At 71.5% G+C, this 21,103-nt stretch carries 21 protein-coding genes; 20 read left to right on the top strand and 1 reads right to left on the bottom strand.

The features are described 5' to 3' along the window. The first annotated feature begins 4 nt into the window (after positions 1–4). From LTT61_RS31840 to LTT61_RS31800, 9 genes are all read left to right on the top strand, one after another. Positions 5–1,270 (top strand): aromatic ring-hydroxylating oxygenase subunit alpha, encoded by a 1,266-nt coding sequence (locus tag LTT61_RS31840; RefSeq protein WP_233017701.1) that lies wholly within the window; start codon positions 5–7, stop codon positions 1,268–1,270. Continuing rightward, positions 1,270–1,599 carry a hypothetical protein gene (locus tag LTT61_RS31835; protein WP_233017700.1) on the top strand — a complete coding sequence of 110 codons (330 nt, stop codon included), beginning with the start codon at positions 1,270–1,272 and terminating at the stop codon, positions 1,597–1,599. Before LTT61_RS31840 ends, LTT61_RS31835 begins: the two co-directional genes overlap by 1 nt. A 12-nt stretch (positions 1,600–1,611) precedes the next feature. Continuing rightward, positions 1,612–2,454 carry a TauD/TfdA dioxygenase family protein gene (locus tag LTT61_RS31830; protein ID WP_233017699.1) on the top strand — a complete coding sequence of 281 codons (843 nt, stop codon included), beginning with the start codon at positions 1,612–1,614 and terminating at the stop codon, positions 2,452–2,454. A gap of 11 nt (positions 2,455–2,465) precedes the next feature. Then, on the top strand, positions 2,466–3,728 hold the full coding sequence (locus LTT61_RS31825; RefSeq protein WP_233017698.1) for an aromatic ring-hydroxylating oxygenase subunit alpha: 1,263 nt from the start codon (positions 2,466–2,468) through the stop codon (positions 3,726–3,728). Further along, positions 3,725–4,057: a hypothetical protein gene (locus tag LTT61_RS31820; RefSeq protein WP_233017697.1), complete on the top strand. Its 333-nt coding sequence runs from the start codon at positions 3,725–3,727 to the stop codon at positions 4,055–4,057. Before LTT61_RS31825 ends, LTT61_RS31820 begins: the two co-directional genes overlap by 4 nt. Then, positions 4,054–5,295, top strand: a complete 1,242-nt coding sequence (locus LTT61_RS31815; RefSeq protein WP_233017696.1) for a metal-dependent hydrolase family protein — start codon at positions 4,054–4,056, stop codon at positions 5,293–5,295. Before LTT61_RS31820 ends, LTT61_RS31815 begins: the two co-directional genes overlap by 4 nt. Positions 5,296–5,306: 11 nt before the next feature. Beyond that, positions 5,307–5,624, top strand: a complete 318-nt coding sequence (locus tag LTT61_RS31810) for a hypothetical protein (RefSeq protein WP_233017695.1) — start codon at positions 5,307–5,309, stop codon at positions 5,622–5,624. Between the two features lie 112 nt (positions 5,625–5,736). Further along, positions 5,737–7,161, top strand: coding sequence for an aldehyde dehydrogenase (locus tag LTT61_RS31805; RefSeq protein WP_233021274.1), 1,425 nt, complete (start codon positions 5,737–5,739; stop codon positions 7,159–7,161). Positions 7,162–7,171: 10 nt separating this feature from the next. Beyond that, positions 7,172–8,341: an acyl-CoA dehydrogenase family protein gene (locus tag LTT61_RS31800; RefSeq protein WP_233017694.1), complete on the top strand. Its 1,170-nt coding sequence runs from the start codon at positions 7,172–7,174 to the stop codon at positions 8,339–8,341. Positions 8,342–8,344: 3 nt separating this feature from the next. Here the strand turns inward: LTT61_RS31800 and LTT61_RS31795 are convergent, their stop codons facing one another. After that, on the bottom strand, positions 8,345–8,944 hold the full coding sequence (locus tag LTT61_RS31795; RefSeq protein ID WP_233017693.1) for a TetR/AcrR family transcriptional regulator: 600 nt from the start codon (positions 8,942–8,944) through the stop codon (positions 8,345–8,347). Between the two features lie 98 nt (positions 8,945–9,042). Here LTT61_RS31795 and LTT61_RS31790 point away from each other — a divergent pair, with 98 nt between their 5' ends. Genes LTT61_RS31790 through LTT61_RS31740 form a run of 11 tightly spaced genes read left to right on the top strand, consistent with a single transcriptional unit; the run spans position 9,043 to position 21,100 of the window. Continuing rightward, positions 9,043–10,215: a spirocyclase AveC family protein gene (locus tag LTT61_RS31790; RefSeq protein WP_233017692.1), complete on the top strand. Its 1,173-nt coding sequence runs from the start codon at positions 9,043–9,045 to the stop codon at positions 10,213–10,215. 1 nt (position 10,216) lies between these two features. After that, positions 10,217–11,026 carry a CbbQ/NirQ/NorQ/GpvN family protein gene (locus LTT61_RS31785; RefSeq protein WP_233017691.1) on the top strand — a complete coding sequence of 270 codons (810 nt, stop codon included), beginning with the start codon at positions 10,217–10,219 and terminating at the stop codon, positions 11,024–11,026. Beyond that, positions 11,023–12,690 (top strand): nitric oxide reductase activation protein NorD, encoded by a 1,668-nt coding sequence (locus LTT61_RS31780; protein ID WP_233017690.1) that lies wholly within the window; start codon positions 11,023–11,025, stop codon positions 12,688–12,690. The genes LTT61_RS31785 and LTT61_RS31780 overlap by 4 nt, the downstream gene beginning before the upstream one ends. A 26-nt stretch (positions 12,691–12,716) precedes the next feature. Continuing rightward, complete coding sequence (locus LTT61_RS31775; protein ID WP_233017689.1) at positions 12,717–13,565, top strand: MlaE family ABC transporter permease; 849 nt, start codon at positions 12,717–12,719, stop codon at positions 13,563–13,565. Beyond that, positions 13,565–14,419, top strand: coding sequence for an ABC transporter permease (locus LTT61_RS31770; protein WP_233017688.1), 855 nt, complete (start codon positions 13,565–13,567; stop codon positions 14,417–14,419). Before LTT61_RS31775 ends, LTT61_RS31770 begins: the two co-directional genes overlap by 1 nt. Positions 14,420–14,423: 4 nt before the next feature. Beyond that, positions 14,424–15,638: an MlaD family protein gene (locus LTT61_RS31765; RefSeq protein WP_233017687.1), complete on the top strand. Its 1,215-nt coding sequence runs from the start codon at positions 14,424–14,426 to the stop codon at positions 15,636–15,638. Next, positions 15,635–16,672, top strand: coding sequence for an MlaD family protein (locus LTT61_RS31760; protein WP_233017686.1), 1,038 nt, complete (start codon positions 15,635–15,637; stop codon positions 16,670–16,672). Before LTT61_RS31765 ends, LTT61_RS31760 begins: the two co-directional genes overlap by 4 nt. Positions 16,673–16,675: 3 nt before the next feature. Further along, a complete protein-coding gene (locus tag LTT61_RS31755; RefSeq protein ID WP_233017685.1) occupies positions 16,676–17,698 on the top strand; it encodes an MCE family protein in 1,023 nt (340 codons plus the stop codon). After that, complete coding sequence (locus LTT61_RS31750) at positions 17,695–18,795, top strand: MCE family protein (protein WP_233017684.1); 1,101 nt, start codon at positions 17,695–17,697, stop codon at positions 18,793–18,795. Before LTT61_RS31755 ends, LTT61_RS31750 begins: the two co-directional genes overlap by 4 nt. Beyond that, complete coding sequence (locus LTT61_RS31745; RefSeq protein ID WP_233017683.1) at positions 18,792–19,877, top strand: MlaD family protein; 1,086 nt, start codon at positions 18,792–18,794, stop codon at positions 19,875–19,877. Before LTT61_RS31750 ends, LTT61_RS31745 begins: the two co-directional genes overlap by 4 nt. Continuing rightward, on the top strand, positions 19,874–21,100 hold the full coding sequence (locus LTT61_RS31740) for an MlaD family protein (RefSeq protein ID WP_233017682.1): 1,227 nt from the start codon (positions 19,874–19,876) through the stop codon (positions 21,098–21,100). Before LTT61_RS31745 ends, LTT61_RS31740 begins: the two co-directional genes overlap by 4 nt. The last annotated feature ends 3 nt before the right edge of the window (positions 21,101–21,103 follow it).

The following is a 21,103-nucleotide window of genomic DNA, read 5'->3' as shown; positions in this document are numbered from 1 at the left end:
CGCGATGACCGATTGGCCCAAGCCCGCGGCGGGCAGCTGGACCGAGCACTACCCGGACCTGGGGACCGGGCCGATGTCCTTCGAGGACTCGGTCTCCCCGGAGTTCTACGAACTCGAGCGCACCGCGATCTTCGAACGCGCCTGGCTCAATATCGGCCGGGTGGAGCAGCTGCCGCGCGTCGGCAGCTACTTCACCAAGGAGATCGCCATCGCGCGCACCTCGATCCTGGTGGTGCGCGGGCGTGACCAGGAGGTGCGGGCGTTCCACAATGTCTGCCGCCACCGCGGCAACAAGCTGGTGTGGAGCGAGTTCCCGCGCGAGGAGGTCTCCGGCACCTGCCGCCAGTTCACCTGCAAGTACCACGGCTGGCGCTACGGCCTGGACGGCGGCTTGAACTTCGTGCAGCAGGAGGGCGAGTTCTTCGGGCTGGACAAGGGCGAGTTCGGGCTGGTCCCGGTGCACTGCGAGATCTGGGCCGGGTTCGTCTACATCAACCTGGCGCCGGAGCCGCCGCAGACGCTCACCGAGTTCCTCGGCCCGATGGTCGGCGCGCTCGCCGACTACCCGTTCGACCGGATGACCGAGCGCTACGACTTCAAGGCGGAGAACGCGAGCAACTGGAAGCTCTTCGCCGACGCCTTCCAGGAGTACTACCACGTGCCGGGGCTGCACTCGCAGCAGGTGCCGGGCGCTGTGCGCCAGCCGGACTCCGGATTCACCTGCGCCCATTACCAATTGGACGGCCCGCACCGGATGGTGAGCACCGGCGGCGCGCGCCGCTGGACGCTGCCGCCGGAGTTCATGTACCCGATCGAGCGGGTCACCCGCAGCGGCCTGGTCGGGCCGTGGGAATCGCCGGACATCGGGGAGCTGCCGCCCGGCATCAACCCCGGCCGCATCGAGCCGTGGGGCATCGACAACTTCCAGATCTTCCCGAACGTCGAGATCCTCTTCTACCGCGGCTGGTACCTGATCTACCGCTACTGGCCGACCTCGCACAACACGCACACCTTCGAGGGCACGCTCTGCTACCAGCCGGCCGACTCGGTGCGCAAGCGGGTCGAGCACGAGGTCTCCTCGGTGGTGTTCAAGGAGTTCGCGCTGCAGGACGCCGGCATGCTCACCGGCACCCAGACCGCGCTGGAGCAGGCGTACCGCACCGCCGGGATCACCGACTACCCGGTGAACGACCAGGAGATCCTGGTGCGCCACTTCCACCGGGCCGTCGCGGACTGGGTCGGCGCCTTCCACGGGGCGGCGGCGCGCTGATGCCGATGCTGCCCGCGGCCTTCGCCGAGTTCGAGCGCTTCGCGCCGATCTGGTGCCTGCCCACCGAGTCCGAGCGCTGGAACAAGCGCCTGGCCAGCACCATGGCCGAGCTGACCGACTTCTACGACGCCTTCTTCCCGCGGCTGGACGACGCCATCGTCTACTGCGACAAGTTCCCGCTCGACGACCTGCCCGACGACGCGCTGAACCTGCTGTACCTCGTGTACTCGCTGGTCCAGGCCGCGATGGCGGTGGAGATCTTCTCCCAGCCCGCCCCGGTGGACAGCGCCGACGCCTATCTCGACCGGGTCGGCGAGCCGACCCCCTGAACGGAGACGACCATGACGACACTCACCGTCGAGAAGCTGGGCCGCGAGGTCGGCGCCGAGATCATCGGGCTCACCCCGGAGCGGCTGCTCGGTGACCCCGGCGTACCCGCGGCGATCCGGCAGGCGCTGGAGGACAACGGGGTACTGGTCTTCCGCGGCCTGCACCTGGACCCGGAGACCCAGGTGGAGTTCTGCCGCACCCTGGGCCCGATCGACACCTCCCCCGGCCACCACCCGGTCGATGGCATCTACCGGGTCAGCCTGGACACCGCCAAGAACTCCTCGGCGAGCTACCTGCGGGCGACCTTCGACTGGCATATCGACGGCTGCACGCCCGAGGACGACGCCTACCCGCAGATGGCGACCATGCTCTCCGCCAAGGCGGTGGCCGAGTCCGGCGGCGAGACCGAATTCGCCAGCACGTATTCGGCCTACGACGATCTCGACCCCGCCGAGCAGCGGCACCTGGCCGGGCTGCGGGTGGTGCACTCGCTGGAGGCCTCGCAGCGCCGGCTCACCCCCGACCCGACCCCGGAGCAGCTCGCGGCCTGGCGGCGGCGGCCGGTGCGCGAGCACCCGATCGTCTGGACGCACCGCTCCGGGCGGCGCTCGCTGGTGCTCGGCGCCTCGGCGGGCGAGGTGGTCGGGCTGGATGCCGAGCAGAGCCGGGCCCTGCTCGACGGGCTGCTGGAGCGCAGCACCACGCCGGAGCGGGTGTACCGGCACGAGTGGACCGTCGGCGACACCGTGATCTGGGACAACCGCGGCGTCATCCACCGGGCAGCCCCCTACGACGCCGGGTCGCCGCGCGAGATGTTGCGCACCACCGTGCTCGGCGACGAACCGATTCAGTAAGGAGTACGACCATGCCGCGTTGGCCCAAGCCCCCCGAGGGCAGCTGGACCGAGCACTACTCGGACCTCGGTACCGACCCCATGTCCTACGAGGACTCCATCTCCCCCGAGTTCTACGAGCTGGAGCGCAAGGCCATCTTCGAGCGGGCCTGGCTCAATGTCGGCCGGGTGGAGCAGCTGCCGAAGGTGGGCAGCTACTACACCAAGGAGATCGACGCCGCGCGCAGCTCGGTGATCATCGTGCGGGACCGGGAGAAGCAGGTCCGCGCCTTCCACAATGTCTGCCGCCACCGCGGCAACAAGCTGGTGTGGAACGAGTTCCCGCGCGAAGAGACCTCCGGCACCTGCCGCCAGTTCACCTGCAAGTACCACGGCTGGCGCTACGGCCTGGACGGCGGGCTGAACTTCGTCCAGCAGGAGGGCGAGTTCTTCGACCTGGACAAGAGCGCCTACGGGCTGGCGCCGGTGCACTGCGAGGTCTGGTCCGGGTTCATCTTCATCAATCTCGCCGCCGAACCGGCGCAGACGCTGCGCGAATTCCTCGGCCCGATGGTCACCGATCTGGAGGGCTACCCCTTCGACCGGATGACCGACCGCTTCACCTACCGGGCCGAGGTCGGCGCGAACTGGAAGCTCTACATGGACGCGTTCCAGGAGTTCTACCACGCGCCGGTACTGCACGCGAGCCAGTCGCCGGACAACTACGCCACCGCCGCCCAGACGGCCGGTTTCGAGGCGCCGCACTACCAGCTGGAGGGGCCGCACCGGCTGGTCAGCACCTCGGGCGTGGTGACCTGGGAGCTCGACCCCAGCATGCGCAAGCCGATGGAGGACATCACCCGCAGCGGGCTCTTCGGCCCGTGGCAGCAGCCGGAGCTCGGCGAGATGCCGAGCGGGCTGAACCCGGCGAAGTGCGACCCGTGGGGGCTGGATTCGTTCCAGCTCTTCCCGAACTTCACCATCCTGATCTGGTCCGCGGGCTGGTACCTGACCTACCACTACTGGCCGACCGCCTACAACCGGCACATCTTCGAGGGCAACCTGTACTTCGTCCCGGCCAAGACCCCGCGCGAGCGGGTGGCGCTGGAGATGGCGGCGGTGACCTTCAAGGAGTACGCGCTGCAGGACTCCAACACCCTGGAGGCCACCCAGATCTCGCTGGAATCCCGTGCGGTGCGGCGCTTCCCGCTCAACGACCAGGAGATCCTGCTGCGGCACCTGCACAAGGTCGCCGGCGAGTGGGTCGGCGAGTACCGGAGCGAGGCGGTCCGATGAGCGCGCTGCTGCCCGCCGAGTTCGCCGACCTGGAGCCGTGGGCCGAGACCTGGTCCCTGGCGACCGAACCCGAGCGCTACGACCGCCGGATGGCCAGTTCGATGCCGGAGATGCAGGGCTTCTACGACGCGATCACCCCGCGCTCCGAGGCCGCCCTGACCTACCTGGACCGGTACACCCTCGACGACCTGCCCGACGATGCCCGCAGGCTGATGTGGCTGCTGCACTCGATGATCATGGTCTCCTTCCCGGTCGAGGTGTGGAGCCAGCCGCGGGTGCCGGATTCCGGTGCGGCCGCGCTGCACTGCGTGCTGGAGCCGCGCTCGTGACGGTCGTTCTGCGCGCCGCCCGGTGGCTGGACGTGGAGACCGGGGAGCTGCACTCGCCCGCCGTGCTCGTGGTGCGCGGCGAGCACATCGCGGCGGTGGACCCCGACGTCGTCCCGGACGGCGCGGTGGTGCACGACCTCGGTGACGTCACGCTGCTGCCCGGGTTGATGGACATGGAGATCAACCTGCTCATCGGCGGCCCGGAGACCCCGACCGGGCTGCCGCTGCCCATGCACGGCGTGCAGGACGACCCGGTCTACCGCACGCTGCGCGCCACCGTGAACGCGCGGATCACGCTGGAGGCCGGTTTCACCACGGTCCGCAACCTCGGGCTGATGGTGAAGACCGGCGGCTACCTGCTCGATGTCGACCTGCACCGCGCCATCGAGCAGGGCTGGTTCCCCGGCCCGCGCATCCACTCCGCCGGCCACGCCATCACCCCCACCGGCGGGCACCTGGACCCCACCATGTTCCAGCGCCTCGCCCCGCACATCATGCCGCTGGCGGTGGAGGAGGGGATCGCCAACGGCGTCGACCAGGTGCGGCACGCGGTGCGCTACCAGATCAAGTACGGCGCGCAGCTGATCAAGGTCTCCGCCTCGGGCGGGGTGATGTCGCACAGCACCGCGCCCGGCATCCAGCAGTACTCGGACGAGGAGCTGGCCGCCATCGTGGACGAGGCGCACCGGGCCGGGCTGCACGTGGCCGCGCACGCGCACGGCGACGCCGGGATCCGCGCCTGCATCCGCGCCGGGGTCGACTGCATCGAGCACGGCTCACTGGCCAGCGACGACACCATCGCCATGATGGTCGAGCACGGCACCTACCTGGTGCCGACCAGCTACCTCTCCGAGGGGCTCGACGTGTCGAAGGCGCCACCGGCCCTGCAGGAGAAGGCCGCCGTGGTCTTCCCGCAGGCCAGGCGGATGCTCGGGAAGGCGATCGCGGCCGGGGTGAAGATCGCCTGCGGCACCGACGCGCCCGCCGTCCCGCACGGCGACAACGCCAAGGAGCTGTGGGCGCTGGTCGACCGCGGGATGACCCCCGCGCAGGCGCTGCGCGCGGCCACCGTGGTGAGCGCCGAGCTGCTCGGCGTCACCGACCGCGGGAAGCTCGAGCCCGGGCTGCTCGCCGACATCATCGCCGTGCCCGGCGACCCCACCACCGACATCACCCGCACCCAGCACGTCGCCTTCGTCATGAAGGGCGGCGTGGTGCACAAGAACACCACCGCCTGACAGGAGTCACCATGCCGACCGGAATCCTCTTCGTCGAGTCCAGCCCCAAGTCCGCGGACGAGGCCGCCGCCTACCACGACTGGTACGAGAACACGCACCTGGCCGAGATGTGCAAGCTGGACGGCGTGGTCGCCGCGCGCAGGCTCGCCGTGGTCGGCGAGGACAGCTTCGTGGCGCTCTACGAGATCGAGGCCGACGACCTGGACGCCGTGCGCGCCGGGCTCGGCGCCGCGTCGCGCTCCGGGCAGATGTCGCCGCCGGTGGGGCTGCGCACCGACCCGCCGCCGACCGTCCGGCTGCTCCGCGACATCGCCTCCTTCCGGCCCTGAGGTGGCCGTGCAATCGCCGACCCCCGGGCAACCCGCGCACGCGGAGCACCCTGAGCGGCCGGGGTACTCCCGGCACTCCGGTCAGCAGGATACCGGGACCTTCCACGACCGGCTGTACATCGGCGGGCGGTGGCGGCCGCCCACCGGCGACGGCGTCATCGAGGTCGTCTCGCCGCACACCGAGGCGGTGATCGCCCGGCTCGCCGCGCCCGGGTTCGACGATGTCGACGCCGCCGTGCTCGCCGCCCGCGAGTCCTTCGACCACGGCCCGTGGCGGCACACCCCGGTCGCCGAGCGGGTCGCGGCAATCCGTGATCTGGCCGACCGCTACACGGCCCGCGAAGCGGAGATCGCCGGCGTGGTCACCGCGGAGATGGGCGCGCCCACCCGCTTCGCCCGCTCCGCGCACGCCAAACTGCCCGGGTTCATGATGCGCGCGCTGGCCGACGTGGCGGCGACCTTCCCGTGGGAGGAGACCCGCCCCGGCTACCTCGGCGCCGACGTGCTGGTCACGCACGAGCCGGTCGGGGTGGTCGCCGCCGTCGTCCCGTGGAACATGCCGGTCTTCCTCACCGTCGCCAAGCTGATCCCGGCGCTGCTCGCGGGGTGCAGCGTCGTCCTCAAGCCGTCACCGGAGACCCCGCTCGACGCCTACCTCATGGCGGAGCTGCTGTCGGACAGCCGGATTCCGCCCGGCGTCGTCTCCATCCTGCCCGGCGACGGCGAACTCGGCGCCCACCTGGTGGCGCACCCCGGCGTGGACAAGGTGTCGTTCACCGGCTCCACCGCGGCGGGCCGAAGGGTGGCCGCGGCCTGCGCCCCCGCACTGCGCAAGGTGAGCCTGGAGCTGGGCGGCAAATCCGCCGCGGTGGTGCTCGACGACGCCGACCCCGAGCAGGTCGCCACCGGCGCCCAGGTGGCCGCGCTGATGAACGGCGGCCAGGCCTGCGTCGCGCAGACCCGGATCCTGGTGCCGCGCCACCGCTACCGCGAACACGTCGAGGCGCTGAGCGAGATGGTCTGGAAGCTGCGCGTCGGCGACCCGGCCGACGAGGCCACCGACATCGGCCCGCTGGTCTCGGCCAGGCAGCGCGACCGCGTGCACGGCTACCTCGAGGCCGGGCTCCGCGAGGGCGCCAAGGCCGTGGTCGGCGGAACCGGCGCGCCGCCCGGCTGCGAGCGCGGCTGGTACGTCCGGCCGACGCTCTTCACCGAGGTCGAGCCCGGGATGCGGATCGCGACCGAGGAGATCTTCGGCCCGGTGATCACCGTGCTCGCGCACGACGGCGACGACGACGCCGTCGCACTGGCCGATGCCACCGAGTACGGCCTCTCCGGCTCGGTCTGGTCGGCCGACCCGCAGCGGGCGCTGGCGGTGGCACGCCGGATCCGCAGCGGCACCGTCGGGATCAACGCCGCCTACAGCATGGATCCGGTCGCCCCCTTCGGCGGCGTCAAGGCCAGCGGGATCGGCCGCGAGTTCGGCCGCGAGGGGCTGGCCGGCTACCTCACCACCAAATCCGTGTCCGGAATCTAGAGGAGACACTGTGCAGTTGTCGTTCGGCCCCGAGGTGGAGGCCTTCCGCGCCGAGTTCGCGGCCTTCCTGGACGCGAACCTGCCCGAGGCGCCGGAGGAGCGCTCGAAGTCCAGTGCGGACGTCCCCGAGTGGGCCCGGCGCTGGCAGCGGCTGCTCTTCGACAACGGCTGGCTGCTACCTGCCAACCCGCCGGAGTTCGGCGGCCGCAACGCCTCGGTGCTCCAGCAATATGTGCACCTGGAAGAGCTGTCCAAGCGGCGGATCTACCACTCCTTCAACCCGCAGGGCGTCGGCATCATCGCCGCCTCGCTGCTCTCCTTCGGCACCGAGGAGCAGAAGCACCGGTGGGCGGTGCCGATCCTGCGGGCCGAGATCACCGCGTCGCTCGGCATGAGCGAACCGGGCGCGGGCTCGGACCTGGCCGGACTGCGCACGAGGGCGGTCCGCGAGGGCGACGAGTACGTGGTGGACGGCCAGAAGGTCTGGACCTCAGGCGCGCACGACGCCGACGTCCTGCTCACCTTCGTCCGCACCGACCCCGCCGCCCCGAAGCACAAGGGCATCAGCGTCCTGCTGATTCCGACCGACAGCCCCGGCGTCACCCGCCGCCCCTTCCCCTCGATCTGCGCCCCGGACGACCTGGACTTCAACGAGGTCTACTTCGAGGGTGTCCGCGTCCCCGCCGCGAACCGGATCGGGCCGGAGAACGGTGGCTGGACGGTCGCCAACGGCTCCCTCGGCCACGAGCGGAACCTGCTGTGGCTCAGCCACGCCGACCGCCTGGCCGACCTCGTCCGCGACTTCACCCCGCAGACCGAGCACGACCGCGACGCCTACGCCACCAGCGTCATGGACCTGCACGCCCTGAAACTCCTCGGCTCCGCCGCCCTTGCCCGCGCCGCGCGCGGCGAACCGGACGTCGCCGCGCTCTCCGTGCTCAAGGTGATGGGCTCCGAGGCGGTGCAGGCGGGCACCGAGCAGGCCCTGTCCAGCATGGGCGCCGACGGCCTGATCCACCCCGCGCTCAGCGCACCCCCGGGCGCGCACACCATCGGCCACTTCGCCAGCGGCTGGTTCGAGCGCTACACCAGGACCTTCGCGCACACCATCGCCGGCGGCACCTCGGAGATCCAGCGCACCATCATCGCCCAGCGCGTGCTCGGGCTGCCCCGGCGATGACGCTCAGGGCAGCTTGATCACCGACATGTACATCTCCAGCACCGGCCGATGAAGGTCGACGTCATCGAGCTTGGTGCCGAGCACCACCGAGTCGGTGGTGTGCACCAGGATTCGCGCGAAGGTCAGCGGCGGGATGGTCAGGGTCGCGCCGACCTGCGCCATGCCTTCGGTGATGAAGCGGGCCAGCGCCTCGACCACTTGCTCCCGCCTGGCCGCCACCCGCTCCCTCGCCTCCGGATTCCGCAGCAGGTACAGCGTGAACTCCATGCCGAGCGCGGCGTGCTCGGCGCCCCGGTCGTCGCTGAGCCGCTGCCAGAGCTCCGCGATCCGGTCCAGCTCGTGCGCGCCGACCTGAGCCGCCGACACCACCTCGGTGAAGGTGTCGAAGTAGCGCTGCCAGTACCACTCGTTGACCGCGAGGAAGAGCTCCTCCTTGGTCGAGAAGTGCTTGTAGATGGCGCCTTTCGTGTATCCGGCGGCATAGGCGATGTCGTCGAGGGTCGCGGCGGTGAAGCCTTTCTCGGCGAAGACCTCCTGGGCGGCCTCCAGCAGCAGACCGCGCGTGTGCTCGAGCCGCCGCTCCCTGGTCCATCGTTCCGCCATAGCAGCGAGTATGCCATCGGATCTCAGAAACTCTTCCCCTATCCAGATACTCATTGGTATCTTGAGAACTGCTGAGTCACCAACTTAGGGGTCCTGCGATGAGCGCACCAGCAGAGAACAAGAAACCCACCACTGTCACCGAATCAGTCGGCGCGACAGCGGATCTGGGATCGAAAGCACCATCCGCGTCCAGACCGGTGGTGATCTGGGCGATCATCGGCGGGCTGATCCTCGCCTTCCAGATCTACATCTGGGCCAGCTGGGCCATCGGGCCGCACTTCGAGCGGGTACCGACCGGGCCCAGCGACCCGCCCACCTGGATGAAGATCATCCTGGGCACCTGGACCACCGTCATCCTGGCCGGCTGGCCGGTCGGCGTCTGGTGGTTCATCGTCCGGCCGTGGCGCCGCGAGCGCCGGATCACCCTGGACGGCATGCTCCTGGTCGCCTGCGGGCTGCTGTTCTTCCAGGATCCGCTGCTCAACTACTTCAATACGTGGAGCACCTACAACACCTGGATGTTCAACCGCGGCTCCTGGGTCGCGGAGATCCCGGGCTGGCGCTCCTACGCCGAGCCGGGCGCCATGATGGCCGAGCCGCTGCTGATGAACGCGGCGGGCTACTCCTACGGCGTGCTGCTCTGCACCATCCTCGGCTGCTTCATCATGCGGCAGGCGAAGAAGAAGTGGCCGAGCATCAACAACTACGGGCTGATCGGCATCCTGATCGCCTGGACGTTCTTCTTCGACCTGGTCATCGAGGGGCTGTTCCTGATGCCGATGGGGCTCTTCACCTACCCCGGCGCCATCCAGTCGCTCTCGATCAACGCGGGCACCTACTACCAGTGGCCGATCTACGAGGGGCTCATGTGGGGCGGGGTGCAGGCGGGGCTCTGCGCGCTGCGCTACTTCACCGACGACCGCGGCCGCACCTTCGTCGAGCGCGGGCTGGAGCGCACCGGCGGCGGCTTCGTCCGGCAGCAGGGCACCAGGTTCCTCGCCATCTTCGCCGCGTGCAGCATCTTCTTCTTCGTCTGCTACAACCTGCCCGCGCAGTGGTTCGCGATGAACGCCGACCCGTGGCCGGAGGACATCCAGAAGCGCTCCTACTTCGACATGGGCGTCTGCGGCGACGGCACCGGCAGGCTCTGCCCCGACCCGGCGCTGCCCATCCCCGGCCGGGACACCGCCTACATCGACCCCGACGGCAAGCTCGTCCTCCCCGACGGCGTCGAGCTGCCGAAGATCGTCCCCCACGAGCGAGGTAACTGAGATGACCCTGACCACCGAACCGCGTATCACCCGCACCCCGTTCTACCGCTCGGTCGGCGACGAGACCGAGGTCTTCCGCGCCGCCGCGCGCCGCGGCTCCCCGGTCCTGCTCAAGGGCCCGACCGGCTGCGGCAAGACCCGCTTCGTGGAGGCCATGGCGCACGAGCTGGGCCGCGAGCTGATCACCGCCGCCGGGCACGAGGACATGACCGCGGCCGACCTGGTCGGCCGGTTCCTGCTGCAGGGCGGGGAGACGGTCTGGGTCGACGGCCCGCTGACCCGCGCGGTGCGCTCGGGCGCGATCTTCTACCTGGACGAGGTGGTGGAGGCCAGGCAGGACACCACGGTGGTGATCCATCCGCTCGCCGACCACCGGCGCGAACTCCCGATCGATCGGCTCGGCACCAGCGTCCCCGCCGCCCCCGGCTTCCAGCTGGTGATCTCCTACAACCCCGGCTACCAGAGCGTCCTGAAGAGCCTCAAGGAGTCGACCAGGCAGCGCTTCGTCGCCATCGAGCTGGACTTCCCGCCTGCCGAGATCGAGACCGACGTGGTCGCCTACGAGGCGGGGATCGACGCCGAGACGGCGGCCACGCTGGTGCGGCTCGGCCAGGCCATCCGCCGCATCGAGGGGTCGCCGCTGCGCGAGGCGGCCTCCACCCGGCTGCTGATCCTGGCCGGTGGGCTGGTCGCCGAGGGGCTGCCGCTGCGCGCCGCCGTGCAGTCGGCCGTGGTGCGGACGCTCTCCGACGACGCGGACGTCGTGCGGGCGCTCGGCGAACTCGTCGACGCCGTGCTGCCCCGGTCATGACCGGCACCGACCGCTTCCGGCTGCTGGCGTCGTTCGTCGCGGGCCGGAGCGTCGAGGTCGCTTCGGCCCCGGCGGGCGAGGCGGCGTTCACCGACGGCCGCGCGATCTTCGTCTCGGCCGGCCGGACCGCGGCCGAGCAGCGCAGGGAGGTGCTGGTGCAGGCCGCGCTGCTCGGCGCGGGCAGCCTCGACCCCGATGCCGTGCGCCCGCTCCGGGCCCGGCCCGCGGTGGCGCGGCGCTACCTGGCGCTGGAGGGGCGCCGGGTGCTCGCCGCGCTCGGCGAGTCGCTGCCGCTCGCCGCCGGGCTGGCCACCGGGGCGAGCACCGCCAGCACCGCGGCGTCGCTCGCGCTCGCCACCGGCCGGGAGCCGGTGCCCGACCCGCCGGAGTGGTTCGGCGCGATCAAACCGTCCAAGCTGCTGACCCGGCAGCCGGGGGCGGGCGGGAAGGCGACCGCCAAGGAGCTGCGGCTCGAATTCGACCCGATCGACATGCCAGAGGGCGAGGAGGACGACGACGACGGCGGCGACCAGGTCGGCGGCAGCAAGATCCTGAAGCTGTTCGAGAACCCGCTCTTCAACTCCCGCGCCCTCTCCGACCAGCTGCGCAAGCTCTTCGGCAACTCGCGCTCGGCAGGCGACGGCCCCGCGGGGGCGGAGATGCAGGTGCGCGCGGTGCGCAAGGTGCAGCGGGTGGGCGCCAACGCGCAGCCGCTGCCGACCAGGATCCAGTTCACCGACGACGGGAAGCCGGGCGCGGCGCTCGGGATCGGCGGCGCGCTGCACCCGGAGTGGGACGTGCACGGCCAGCGGTACAAGCCGGACTGGTGCCGGGTGCTCGACTTCCCGCTGACGATCGACGCCGACATCGCCGCCTCCGGCGTCGCCGACGACGACGTCCTGCGCCGCCGCCTCTCCCGGATCGGGCTCGGCCCCAAGGTGCTGCGCAGCCGCCCCGAGGGCGACGAGCTCGACCTCGAGGCGCTGATCGACCTCGTCATCGACCTGCGCTCCGGCCACTCCCCCGCGGAGAACATCTACCTCGAACGCCGCAAACTGGAGCGCAACCTCGGGGTGCTGATCCTGCTCGACGCCTCCGGCTCGGCCACCGACACCGACACCGACGGCCTCGCGGTGCACGACCACCAGCGCCGCGCGGCCGCCACCATGGCGCACACGCTGGAGGAGCTCGGCGACCGGGTCGCCGTCTACGCCTTCCGCTCCCAGGGCCGCCACGCCGTGCACCTGCCCGCGATCAAGACCTTCGACCAGCGCTTCGGCGCGGCCGGGCGGGCCAGGCTCAACCAGCTCCAGCCCGCCAGCTACACCCGGCTGGGGGCGGGCATCCGCGGTGCGGGCGACATCCTGAAGAACCAGGCCGGAACGCAGAACCGGCTGCTGGTGGTGCTCTCCGACGGGCACCCCTACGACGAGGGGTACGAGGGCCGCTACGCCGAGGCCGACGCGCACAAGGCGCTGGAGGAGCTGCGCGCCGACGGCGTCGCCTGCCTCTGCCTGACCATCGGCGCGACGACCACCGACGACGCCCTCGCGCGGGTCTTCGGCTCGGCCGGGCACGCCAGTGCCACCACCCTGGGCGAGCTCAGCCCGCGCATGGACGAACTGTTCCTCTCCGCGCTCCGCGAACTCGCCGTCTCCCGCTGACCGACCAACGACAAGGGAGGCCCGGAATGACCACCGATCCGGTCCCGATTTCCCCCGCCACCGAGATCACCGACTGGGCCCGCGGGTACGCCCGCAGGCACCCCGTCGCCGCGCTGCAGACCGTCGGCAGGCAGGTCACGCTCGGGCAGCGCGCCGTCCGGCACCTCGTCACCGATATCGCCACCCGGCGGTTCCCGTTCGCCGAGTTCATCGCGCAGGCGGCCTTCATGGTCAAGACCTCGCTGCTGCCGACGGTGGCGGTCGCGCTGCCGATCAGCGCGACGCTGTCGATCCAGTTCGGGCTGCTCGCCGGCCAGGTCGGCGCGACCGCGCTGGCCGGGGCGGCGAGCGGGCTCGCCGTGATCCGGCAGTCCGCGCCGCTGGTCACCGCGATCCTGCTCGCGGCGGCGGTGGGCTCCGCGCTCTGCGCCGATCTCGGCTCGCGCAAGATCCGGGACGAGATCGACGCGCTGGAGGTCATGGGCATCTCGGTGCTGCGCAGGCTCGTGGTGCCGCGGCTGGCGGCGGGCGTCATCGTCGCCATGGCGCTGACGGGGGTGAGCTGCTTCGTCGGGTTCCTGGCCGGCTACCTGTTCAACGTCTACGTCCAGGACGGGACGCCCGGCAGCTACCTGGCCACCTTCTCCTCCTTCGCGACCTCGGGCGACCTGTACCTGGCGATGGTGAAGGGCGCCGTGTTCGGGGTGATCGTGGTGGTGGTCGCCTGCGAGAAGGGGCTGAACACGAAGGGCGGGCCTGGCGGGGTGGCGAACTCGGTGAACGCGGCCGTTGTCGCCTCGATCGTCGTGCTCATGGTGGTGAACCTGGGCTTCACCCAGCTCTACACCATGCTCTTCCCGAGGACGACGCTGTAATGGCCAGCGTCTACCGCCCGCCGGGCGTGCGCACGGTGGTCGCGGTGGCCGGGCCGCCGTCGCAGGGGATCATCCGGCTCGGGCACATGGTCACCTTCTTCACCCGCGCGGTGCTGGCGATCCCGCTGACGCTGCGGCACTACCGGCGCGAGACGCTGCGCATCATCTCCGACGTCACCTGGGGCAACGGCTCGCTCATCGTCGGCGGCGGCACCGCGGGGATCATGATCATCCTGGGCGCGGCGGCGGGTGGCATCGTCGGCATCGAGGGGTTCAACGCGCTGAAACTGCTCGGCATGCAGCCCGCCACCGGCATGATCGCGGCCACCGCCGCCACCCGCGAGCTGGCCCCGATCATGGCCTCGATCGCCTTCGCCGCGCAGGCGGGCTGCCGGTTCACCGCGCAGCTCGGCGCCATGCGGATCGCCGAGGAGATCGACGCGCTCGACTCGATCGCGATCCGCCCGGTGCCCTTCCTCGTCACCACCAGGCTGGTCGCCGCCGTGGTGGCGATGATCCCCCTCTTCCTGGCCGCGCTCGCCGCCGACTACCTGGCGGTGAAGCTCTTCGTCGGGATCGCGGGCGGCCAGTCCTTCGGCACCTACGACCACTACTTCGACCTGGTGCTGAGCGGAACCGACATCGTCTACTCGCTGCTCAAGGCCATCGTCTTCGTCATCGTCACGACCACCATCCAGTGCTACTACGGCTACTACGCGCGCGGCGGGCCCCAGGGCGTCGGCATCGCGGCCGGGCGCGCGATGCGCGCGAGCATCACCGTGATGATCACGGTGAACCTGCTCATGACGCTGGCGCTGTGGGGTTTCGACGCCGGCTCCAGGATCAGTGGGTAGACACATGGCGATCGTTTTCGAATCCGACGACCGGAATCTCTCCAATGCCGGGCTCTTCGTGCGCGGCCTCGCCGTGCTCGCCGTCATCGCCGCCACGGCCACCGCGATGATCGCCCGCTCCGAGGGGGCCTTCGCGCGCACCGTCGAGGTCACCGCGGTGCTGAGCGATGTCGGCGACGGGCTGCCCGCCCGCTCCGACGTCAAGTACCGCGGCGTGCTGGTCGGCAGCGTCCGGGAGGTGGTGCGGGCGGACGCGGGCAACGCGGTGCGTATCGACCTGCTCCCCGCGCACGCGGGCGGGATCCCGGCGACGGTGACCGCCCGCGTCGTCCCGAGCAATGTCTTCGCCGTCCCTTCGGTGCAGCTCATCGACAACGGCCCGGGCCCCGCGCTGACCGGGGGCGCACGGATTCCGGAGGACCACAGCCGGGCGGGCGTGCAGCTGCAGACCTCGCTCACCGCGCTCAGCGAGCTCGCCGCCGCCGTCGGGCGGCCGGGCAACGACCCCACCGTCGGCATCCTGGAGACCGTGGAGCGCGCCACCCGCGGCCGCGGCGACGAGGCGCTCGCCGCCGCGAGCCAGCTGGAACGGATCGTGCGCACCTATCAGGCCGAGGCGACCGCACCCGGGCGACCCCCCTATCTGGCAGCGCTTCTGGAGGCGGTGACCGGGCTGCAGCAGTCGTCGCCCGATCTGCTCACCGCCCTGCACGAGGCGGTCGTCCCGCTGCAGACCGTCGCGGCGAAGCGCACCGACCTGACCGCCCTGCTGACCGGTGCGGGCACCACCACCTCCACCCTCGGCACCGCGCTGATCAACCACGGCGACACCCTCATCGGGATGAACAGCCGGATGGGGCCGGTGTTGCAGCTGCTGGCCGCGGGCAGCGGCAACTTCGTGCAGATGACCACCTCGCAGACCCGGGTCGCGCACGTCTTCACGAACGAGTTCTGGAACGCCGAGGACCAGAGCGGCACCGCCAAGGTGATCGTGGAGCTCACCCCGCACAAGGAGTACACCCGCACCGACTGTCCCCGCTACGGCGAGCTGACCGCCCCGAGCTGCACCGCGGGCCCCGCCGCCGGCCCCTCGGTGATCGACTCCCTCGACAGCCCCGAGCAGCGGCTCGAACGCACCGAGCTGCTCGGCCTCCCCCCCGAATCCGGCGCGCTCGCCGAGCTGTTGGGTGTCGCACCGTCCCCGGAGGAGCCACGATGACCCACCGCCGCGACCTGATCGGGCTGACCGCGTTCCTGCTCGTCGCCGCCGTGCTGACCTGGATGGTGCACGTCACCCTGCAGCGCGACGTCACCGGCGAGACCGACACCTACTCGGCGCTCTTCAGCGACGTCTCCGGGCTGCGCGTCGGCGACGACGTCCGGGTGGCCGGGGTGCAGGTGGGCCGGGTGGACGCCATCGCCGTGCACGGCCGGGAGGCCGAGGTCACCTTCCGGGTGCACCGCGACCAGACCCTGCACGGCGACACCCTCGCCTCGGTCACCTACCAGAACCTGATCGGCCAGCGCTACCTCGGGCTGAGCCGCGCCGACTTCGGCGACCCCGCACCGCTCGCCCCCGGCGCCCGCATCCCGCGCGAGCACACCCAGCCCTCCTTCGACATCTCCGGGCTGCTGAACGGCTTCCAGCCGCTGTTCAGCACGCTCGACCCCGCCGACGTCGACAACCTGACCTCCGCGCTGATCCGCGCGCTGCAGGGCGACGACGGCGCCGTCACCGCCCTGATCGCCAGGACCGCCGCCCTCGCCCAGACCTTCGCCGGCCCGGACCAGATCCTCGGCACCCTGATCGACAACCTCGCGTCGGTGATGACCACCCTGGCCGCCCAGAGCACCAACCTGCAGGACACCCTCGCCCAGACCCGCGCCCTGCTCGACGGCCTCGCCGCGCACCGCGACGCCCTGCTCGACCAGACCGACCGGATCGCCACCGTTGTCGCCGACGCCGCCACCGTCGTCGAGGGCGCCGCCCCCGCGCTGACCGAGTTCGTCGGCCGCGAACCGGGATTCGCGCACCACTTCGTCGAGGGCAGCGACCGCTTCGCCTACCTCGGCTACAACCTCCCGCCGCTGCTGCAGGCCATGGTGCGCGCCGTCGACAGCGGCGCCTTCGTCAACGCCTACGTCTGCGACATCGGCTTCAGCCTGATACCCGGCATCGACCCGGTGATCGCCCAGGTCCTGGCCGGCTCCTCACCCACCGGCCGCCCCCAGCACTCCCCGATCTGTAGGTGAACCATGAAAAGCTCACGCCCCGAGATCGACTCCCCGCTGCGGGTCGGGATCATCGCCGTCGCGGCGCTGGCTGTGGCGCTCACCGCGCTGGTGGTACTCGGCACGCTGCACATCGGCGCCCGCACCTACCGCGCCGACTTCGCCCAGGCCGCCGGGATCAGCGCCGGTGACGCCGTGACCTGGGCGGGCATCCCGGTGGGCACGGTCACCGACACCCGGCTGGCAGGCGACCACGTCGAGGTGACGATCCAGATCGAGGACGACGCCGTTGCCCTCGGCGCCGACACGCACGCCGCGATCAAGCTCACCACCCTGCTCGGCTCCCGCTACCTCGAGCTCACCTCCTCCGGCGCGGGCACGCTGCCCGGCAACCGGATCCCGGTGTCGCAGACCACCGTCCCCTACGACCTGGAGACCGCGCTGCAGGACGTCACCACCACCTTCGACGGCATCGACGCCGACCGGATCGCCGAGTCCATGACGACGCTCTCCCGCGAACTCGACGGCGTGCCCGCGCTGATCCCCGGCGTGCTGCGCGACGTCCGCGCGCTCTCCGGCATCATCGCCCAGCGCCGCGACCAGATCGGCGCGCTGCTCACCAGCACCGGCGAGGTCGGGGCGGTCATCGACCGGCAGCAGGCCGATCTCGCCGCCGTCGTCGGCGAGGGCCGCACCCTGCTCCAGCAGATCAATGCCCGCCAGGCCGCGCTGAGCCGCTTGCTGACCGCGACAACGGGGTTGGTGCAGCGGCTGGAGCCGATCGCGGTCGGCGAGCAGGCCGAGATCGAACAGCTGCTGACCGACCTGCGCGCCATGACCGCCATGATCGCCGCGCACGACGACCTGCTCCGCAATATCCTGCAGATCCTCCCGGTCCCGTGGCGGCTCTTCGCCGACGCCACCGGCAGCGGCCCCGAACTCGACGCCAACGCCCCCGACGGCGCCTTCGTCGACTCCTGGATGTGCGCGCTGAGCGCCACCGCCGTCGCCGCCGGCCGCGAACCCTACCTCGAGGACTGCCGATGAGCCGCGCCCTGACCACCCTGAAGCTGGCCGCGGTGACGCTGACCGCCGCCTGCCTGGCCGGCTGCGGGACCGGCGCGGGCGACACCACCACGGTGACCGCCCGCTTCGCGAACGCCAACGGCCTCTACGAGGGCAACGCCGTCGCCGTGCTCGGCATGCGGGTGGGGAAGATCGTCCGGATCACCGCCCGCGGCACCGACGTCGAGGTCGAGATGCGGATCGAGGACGGGATCGCGCTCCCCGCCGACGTGCAGGCGGTGACCATCTCCGACTCCATCCTCACCGACCGCCACGTCGAGCTCTCCCCCGTCTACCGCGGCGGCCCCACCCTCCCCGACCACGCCGTCCTCGGCACCGACCGGACCAAGACCCCCGTCGAGTTCGACGCCCTGCTCGCCATGGCCCGCGAACTCTCCACCTCGCTCGGCGGCGACGGCGACGGCGCGGGCCCGATCGCCGACCTGATGTCCCTCGGCACCGCCGCGACCAGCGGCAACGGCCCCGACATGCGGGCCGCGCTCAGCGAGCTCGCCCGCGCGCTGCAACTCGGCCCCGACAACGGCGCCGCCACCCGCGATGCCGTCACCACCGTCGTCACCCACCTCGACACGCTCACCGCGACCGCCGCCCGCAACGACGCGACGCTGCGCGACTTCGGCTCGGCCGTCGCCCAGCTCAGCGACTTCCTCGCCACCCAGCAGCTGGGCTCCGGCGACACCGGCGCCGCCCTGAACCGGATCATCGCCCAGGTCGCCGACCTGCTGACCCGGCATCGCGACACCATCGCCGGGCTCACCACCGACGCGGGCACCCTCGCGGGCACCCTGGCCGACTACGACGGCAACCTCGCCGAGTTCCTCGACGTCTTCCCCCTGGTCACCGACAACGCCTACAACGCCATCGACCACAATGTCGGCGCGCTGCGCGCCGCGATCGACATCAACCGGCTCCTGCTCGACGGCCAGATGGTCAAGGAGGTCTGCAACCTGCTGCAACTCCAGAACCTCGGCTGCGCCACCGGCACCATGCGCGACATGGGCCCCGACTTCGGCATCACCGCCATCCTGGCGGGCCTCGCGGAACGGAACGGCCGATGACCCGCTACCTGCTCCCCCTGCTCACCGCCGCCCTCACGCTGACCGGCTGCGCCGGCGGCCTGGACCGGCTCCCCCTCCCCGCACCGGGGCTGAGCGGCGAAACCTACAGCCTCACCGCCGTTTTCAGCAATGCCCTGAACCTGCCCGCGAAGGCGAAGGTGAAGCTCGACGGCGTCGACATCGGCCAGGTGGACGCCATGACCGCCCGCGATTACACCGCCGTGGTGACCCTGCGCGTCACCGCCGACGTGCGGCTCCCCGCGGGCACCTCGGCCGAGCTGCGCTCGGCCACCCCCATGGGCGACGTCTTCGTCGCGCTGCACCCGCCGTCCACTTCCGGCTCCGCCTTCCTCGGCGACGGCGACACCATCCCGCTGACGGCGACCTCGGCCGCCAGCACCATCGAGGAGCTGCTCACCCGCGCCTCGTTCCTGGTGAGCGGCGGCGCCATCGAGCACCTGACCTCGGTGATCTCCGCGCTCGGCGAGTACGCCGGCGGGCGCGGCGAACGCCTCGCGACGCTCCTCGCCGACACCCGCACCCTGCTCGACACGCTCACCGCCCGCACCGGCCGAATCGACGAAATCCTGCACGCCACCGCCGATCTCAGCACCACCCTCGCCGCCGGGCAGACCACGCTCACCGACACCGTGACCGCCGCGGGCCCGGCCGTGCAGACACTCGCCGAGAACACCGACGCCCTGCTCACCGTGGTCGACCGCATCGACGCCCTCACCACCCAGCTCGCCCGCTTCCCCAGCGTCGCGGGCACCAACAGCACCTCGATGGCGGCCAACATCAACCAGCTCGCCGCCGGGCTGAACGCCGCCGCGCTCAACCCCGAGGCCGACCTGAACGAGCTGAACACCATGCTCGGCATCGTCATCAAGATGATCAGCGGCCCGAACGGCCACGTGAACGCCGACATCACCCAGGTCGCCGTCGGCGCCGTCCCCGACCCCGGCTTCCCCGGCACCTCGGGCGCCAGGCTCCCCGACCCGACCGACTGGACCGCCTTCGTCGGCTCGCTGCAGCACATGCTCGAGCGCCTCGGCCCCCGGCTGCAGGAGCCGCCGCGATGATCGCCCGGCTGCTCGTCGGCGCCGTGCGGCGCGCGCATCGGCAGCGGCTCGCGCTCTCGCTGGCCGGGCTGCTCGCGATCCTCGCCGGCTCCGCCGCCTACCTCGGGATCGGCACCCTGCGGATGGAGCCGTTCGACGAGCCGTACCGGGTCCGGGTGGAGTTGGCGCAGTCCGGCGGGCTGCTGCCCGGCCAGGACGTCACCCTGCGCGGGGTCCGGGTGGGCAAGGTCGAATCCGTCGAGGTCGCCGGGGACCGGGTCGTCGCCGTCGCCGCCATCGGCGAGCGCGACCGCATCCCCGCGGCCGGGCTCGTCCGGGTGGCCGCCCTCTCGGCGGCCGGTGAGCAGTACCTCGACTTCCAGCCGAGCACCAACGACGGCCCCTACCTCGCCGACGGCGCCGTGATCACCGCCGACCGCACCGCCACCCCGGTCCCGCTCGCGGACATGCTGGAGAGCCTCAGCGGCACCCTGGCCCAGATCGACCCCGAGCGGCTCGCCGCCATCTCCCGCGAGCTCGGCGTGAGCCAGGGCGGCCCCGACAAACTGGCCGCCATCATCGACGGCGGCACGTTCCTGGTCTCGACCCTGGACACGGTCCTCCCGCAGACCGTGAACCTGCTGCACAACAGCAGGGTCGTGCTCGCGACGCTCGGCAGCCCCGCCCTCGGATCCACCGCCGCCGACCTGGCCGTCACCGCGGGCGGGCTGGGGGCCATGACCGGCGGCTATCAACAACTCCTCGCCCAGACCCCGCCCATGCTGACCACCGTCGACGCCGTCCTCGCGCAGAACTCCCCCACCATGGTGCAGTTGCTCGGCGACCTCGTCACCGTCTCCCAGGTCGCCTACACCCGCATTCCCGCGATGGAGGAGTTCTTCTTCCCGCAGCAGCGCGCAGGCTCCGCGCTCGACGCGGTCGCCTCGGCCTTCCACGACGGCGGCGTCTGGGCGCTGGCCAGCATCTACCCCCGCTACGCCTGCGACTACGGCACCCCGCGCCGCCCCGGCTCGGTCCCCGACTACGCCCCGCCGTACCTGAACGCGCAGTGCCCCGACCCCACGCTCATCCCGCGCGGCGCCGCCAACGTCCCCCGCCCGCCGAACGACCCCGTCCCCGCCGACCCGCCCGGCGATCCCCTGCAGACCGCCGACCCGCCGCCGGTCGGCCCGCAGTCGATCCCCACCCCCTACGGCGGCCCGCACGCCCCGGTGCCGCGCTGAACC

This window comes from Nocardia asteroides (genome assembly GCF_021183625.1).
GTDB classification, from domain to species: Bacteria; Actinomycetota; Actinomycetes; order Mycobacteriales; family Mycobacteriaceae; genus Nocardia; species Nocardia asteroides_A.
The sequence above is the reverse complement of the archived record's forward strand: the minus strand, read 5'-3'. Positions and strand labels throughout refer to the sequence as shown.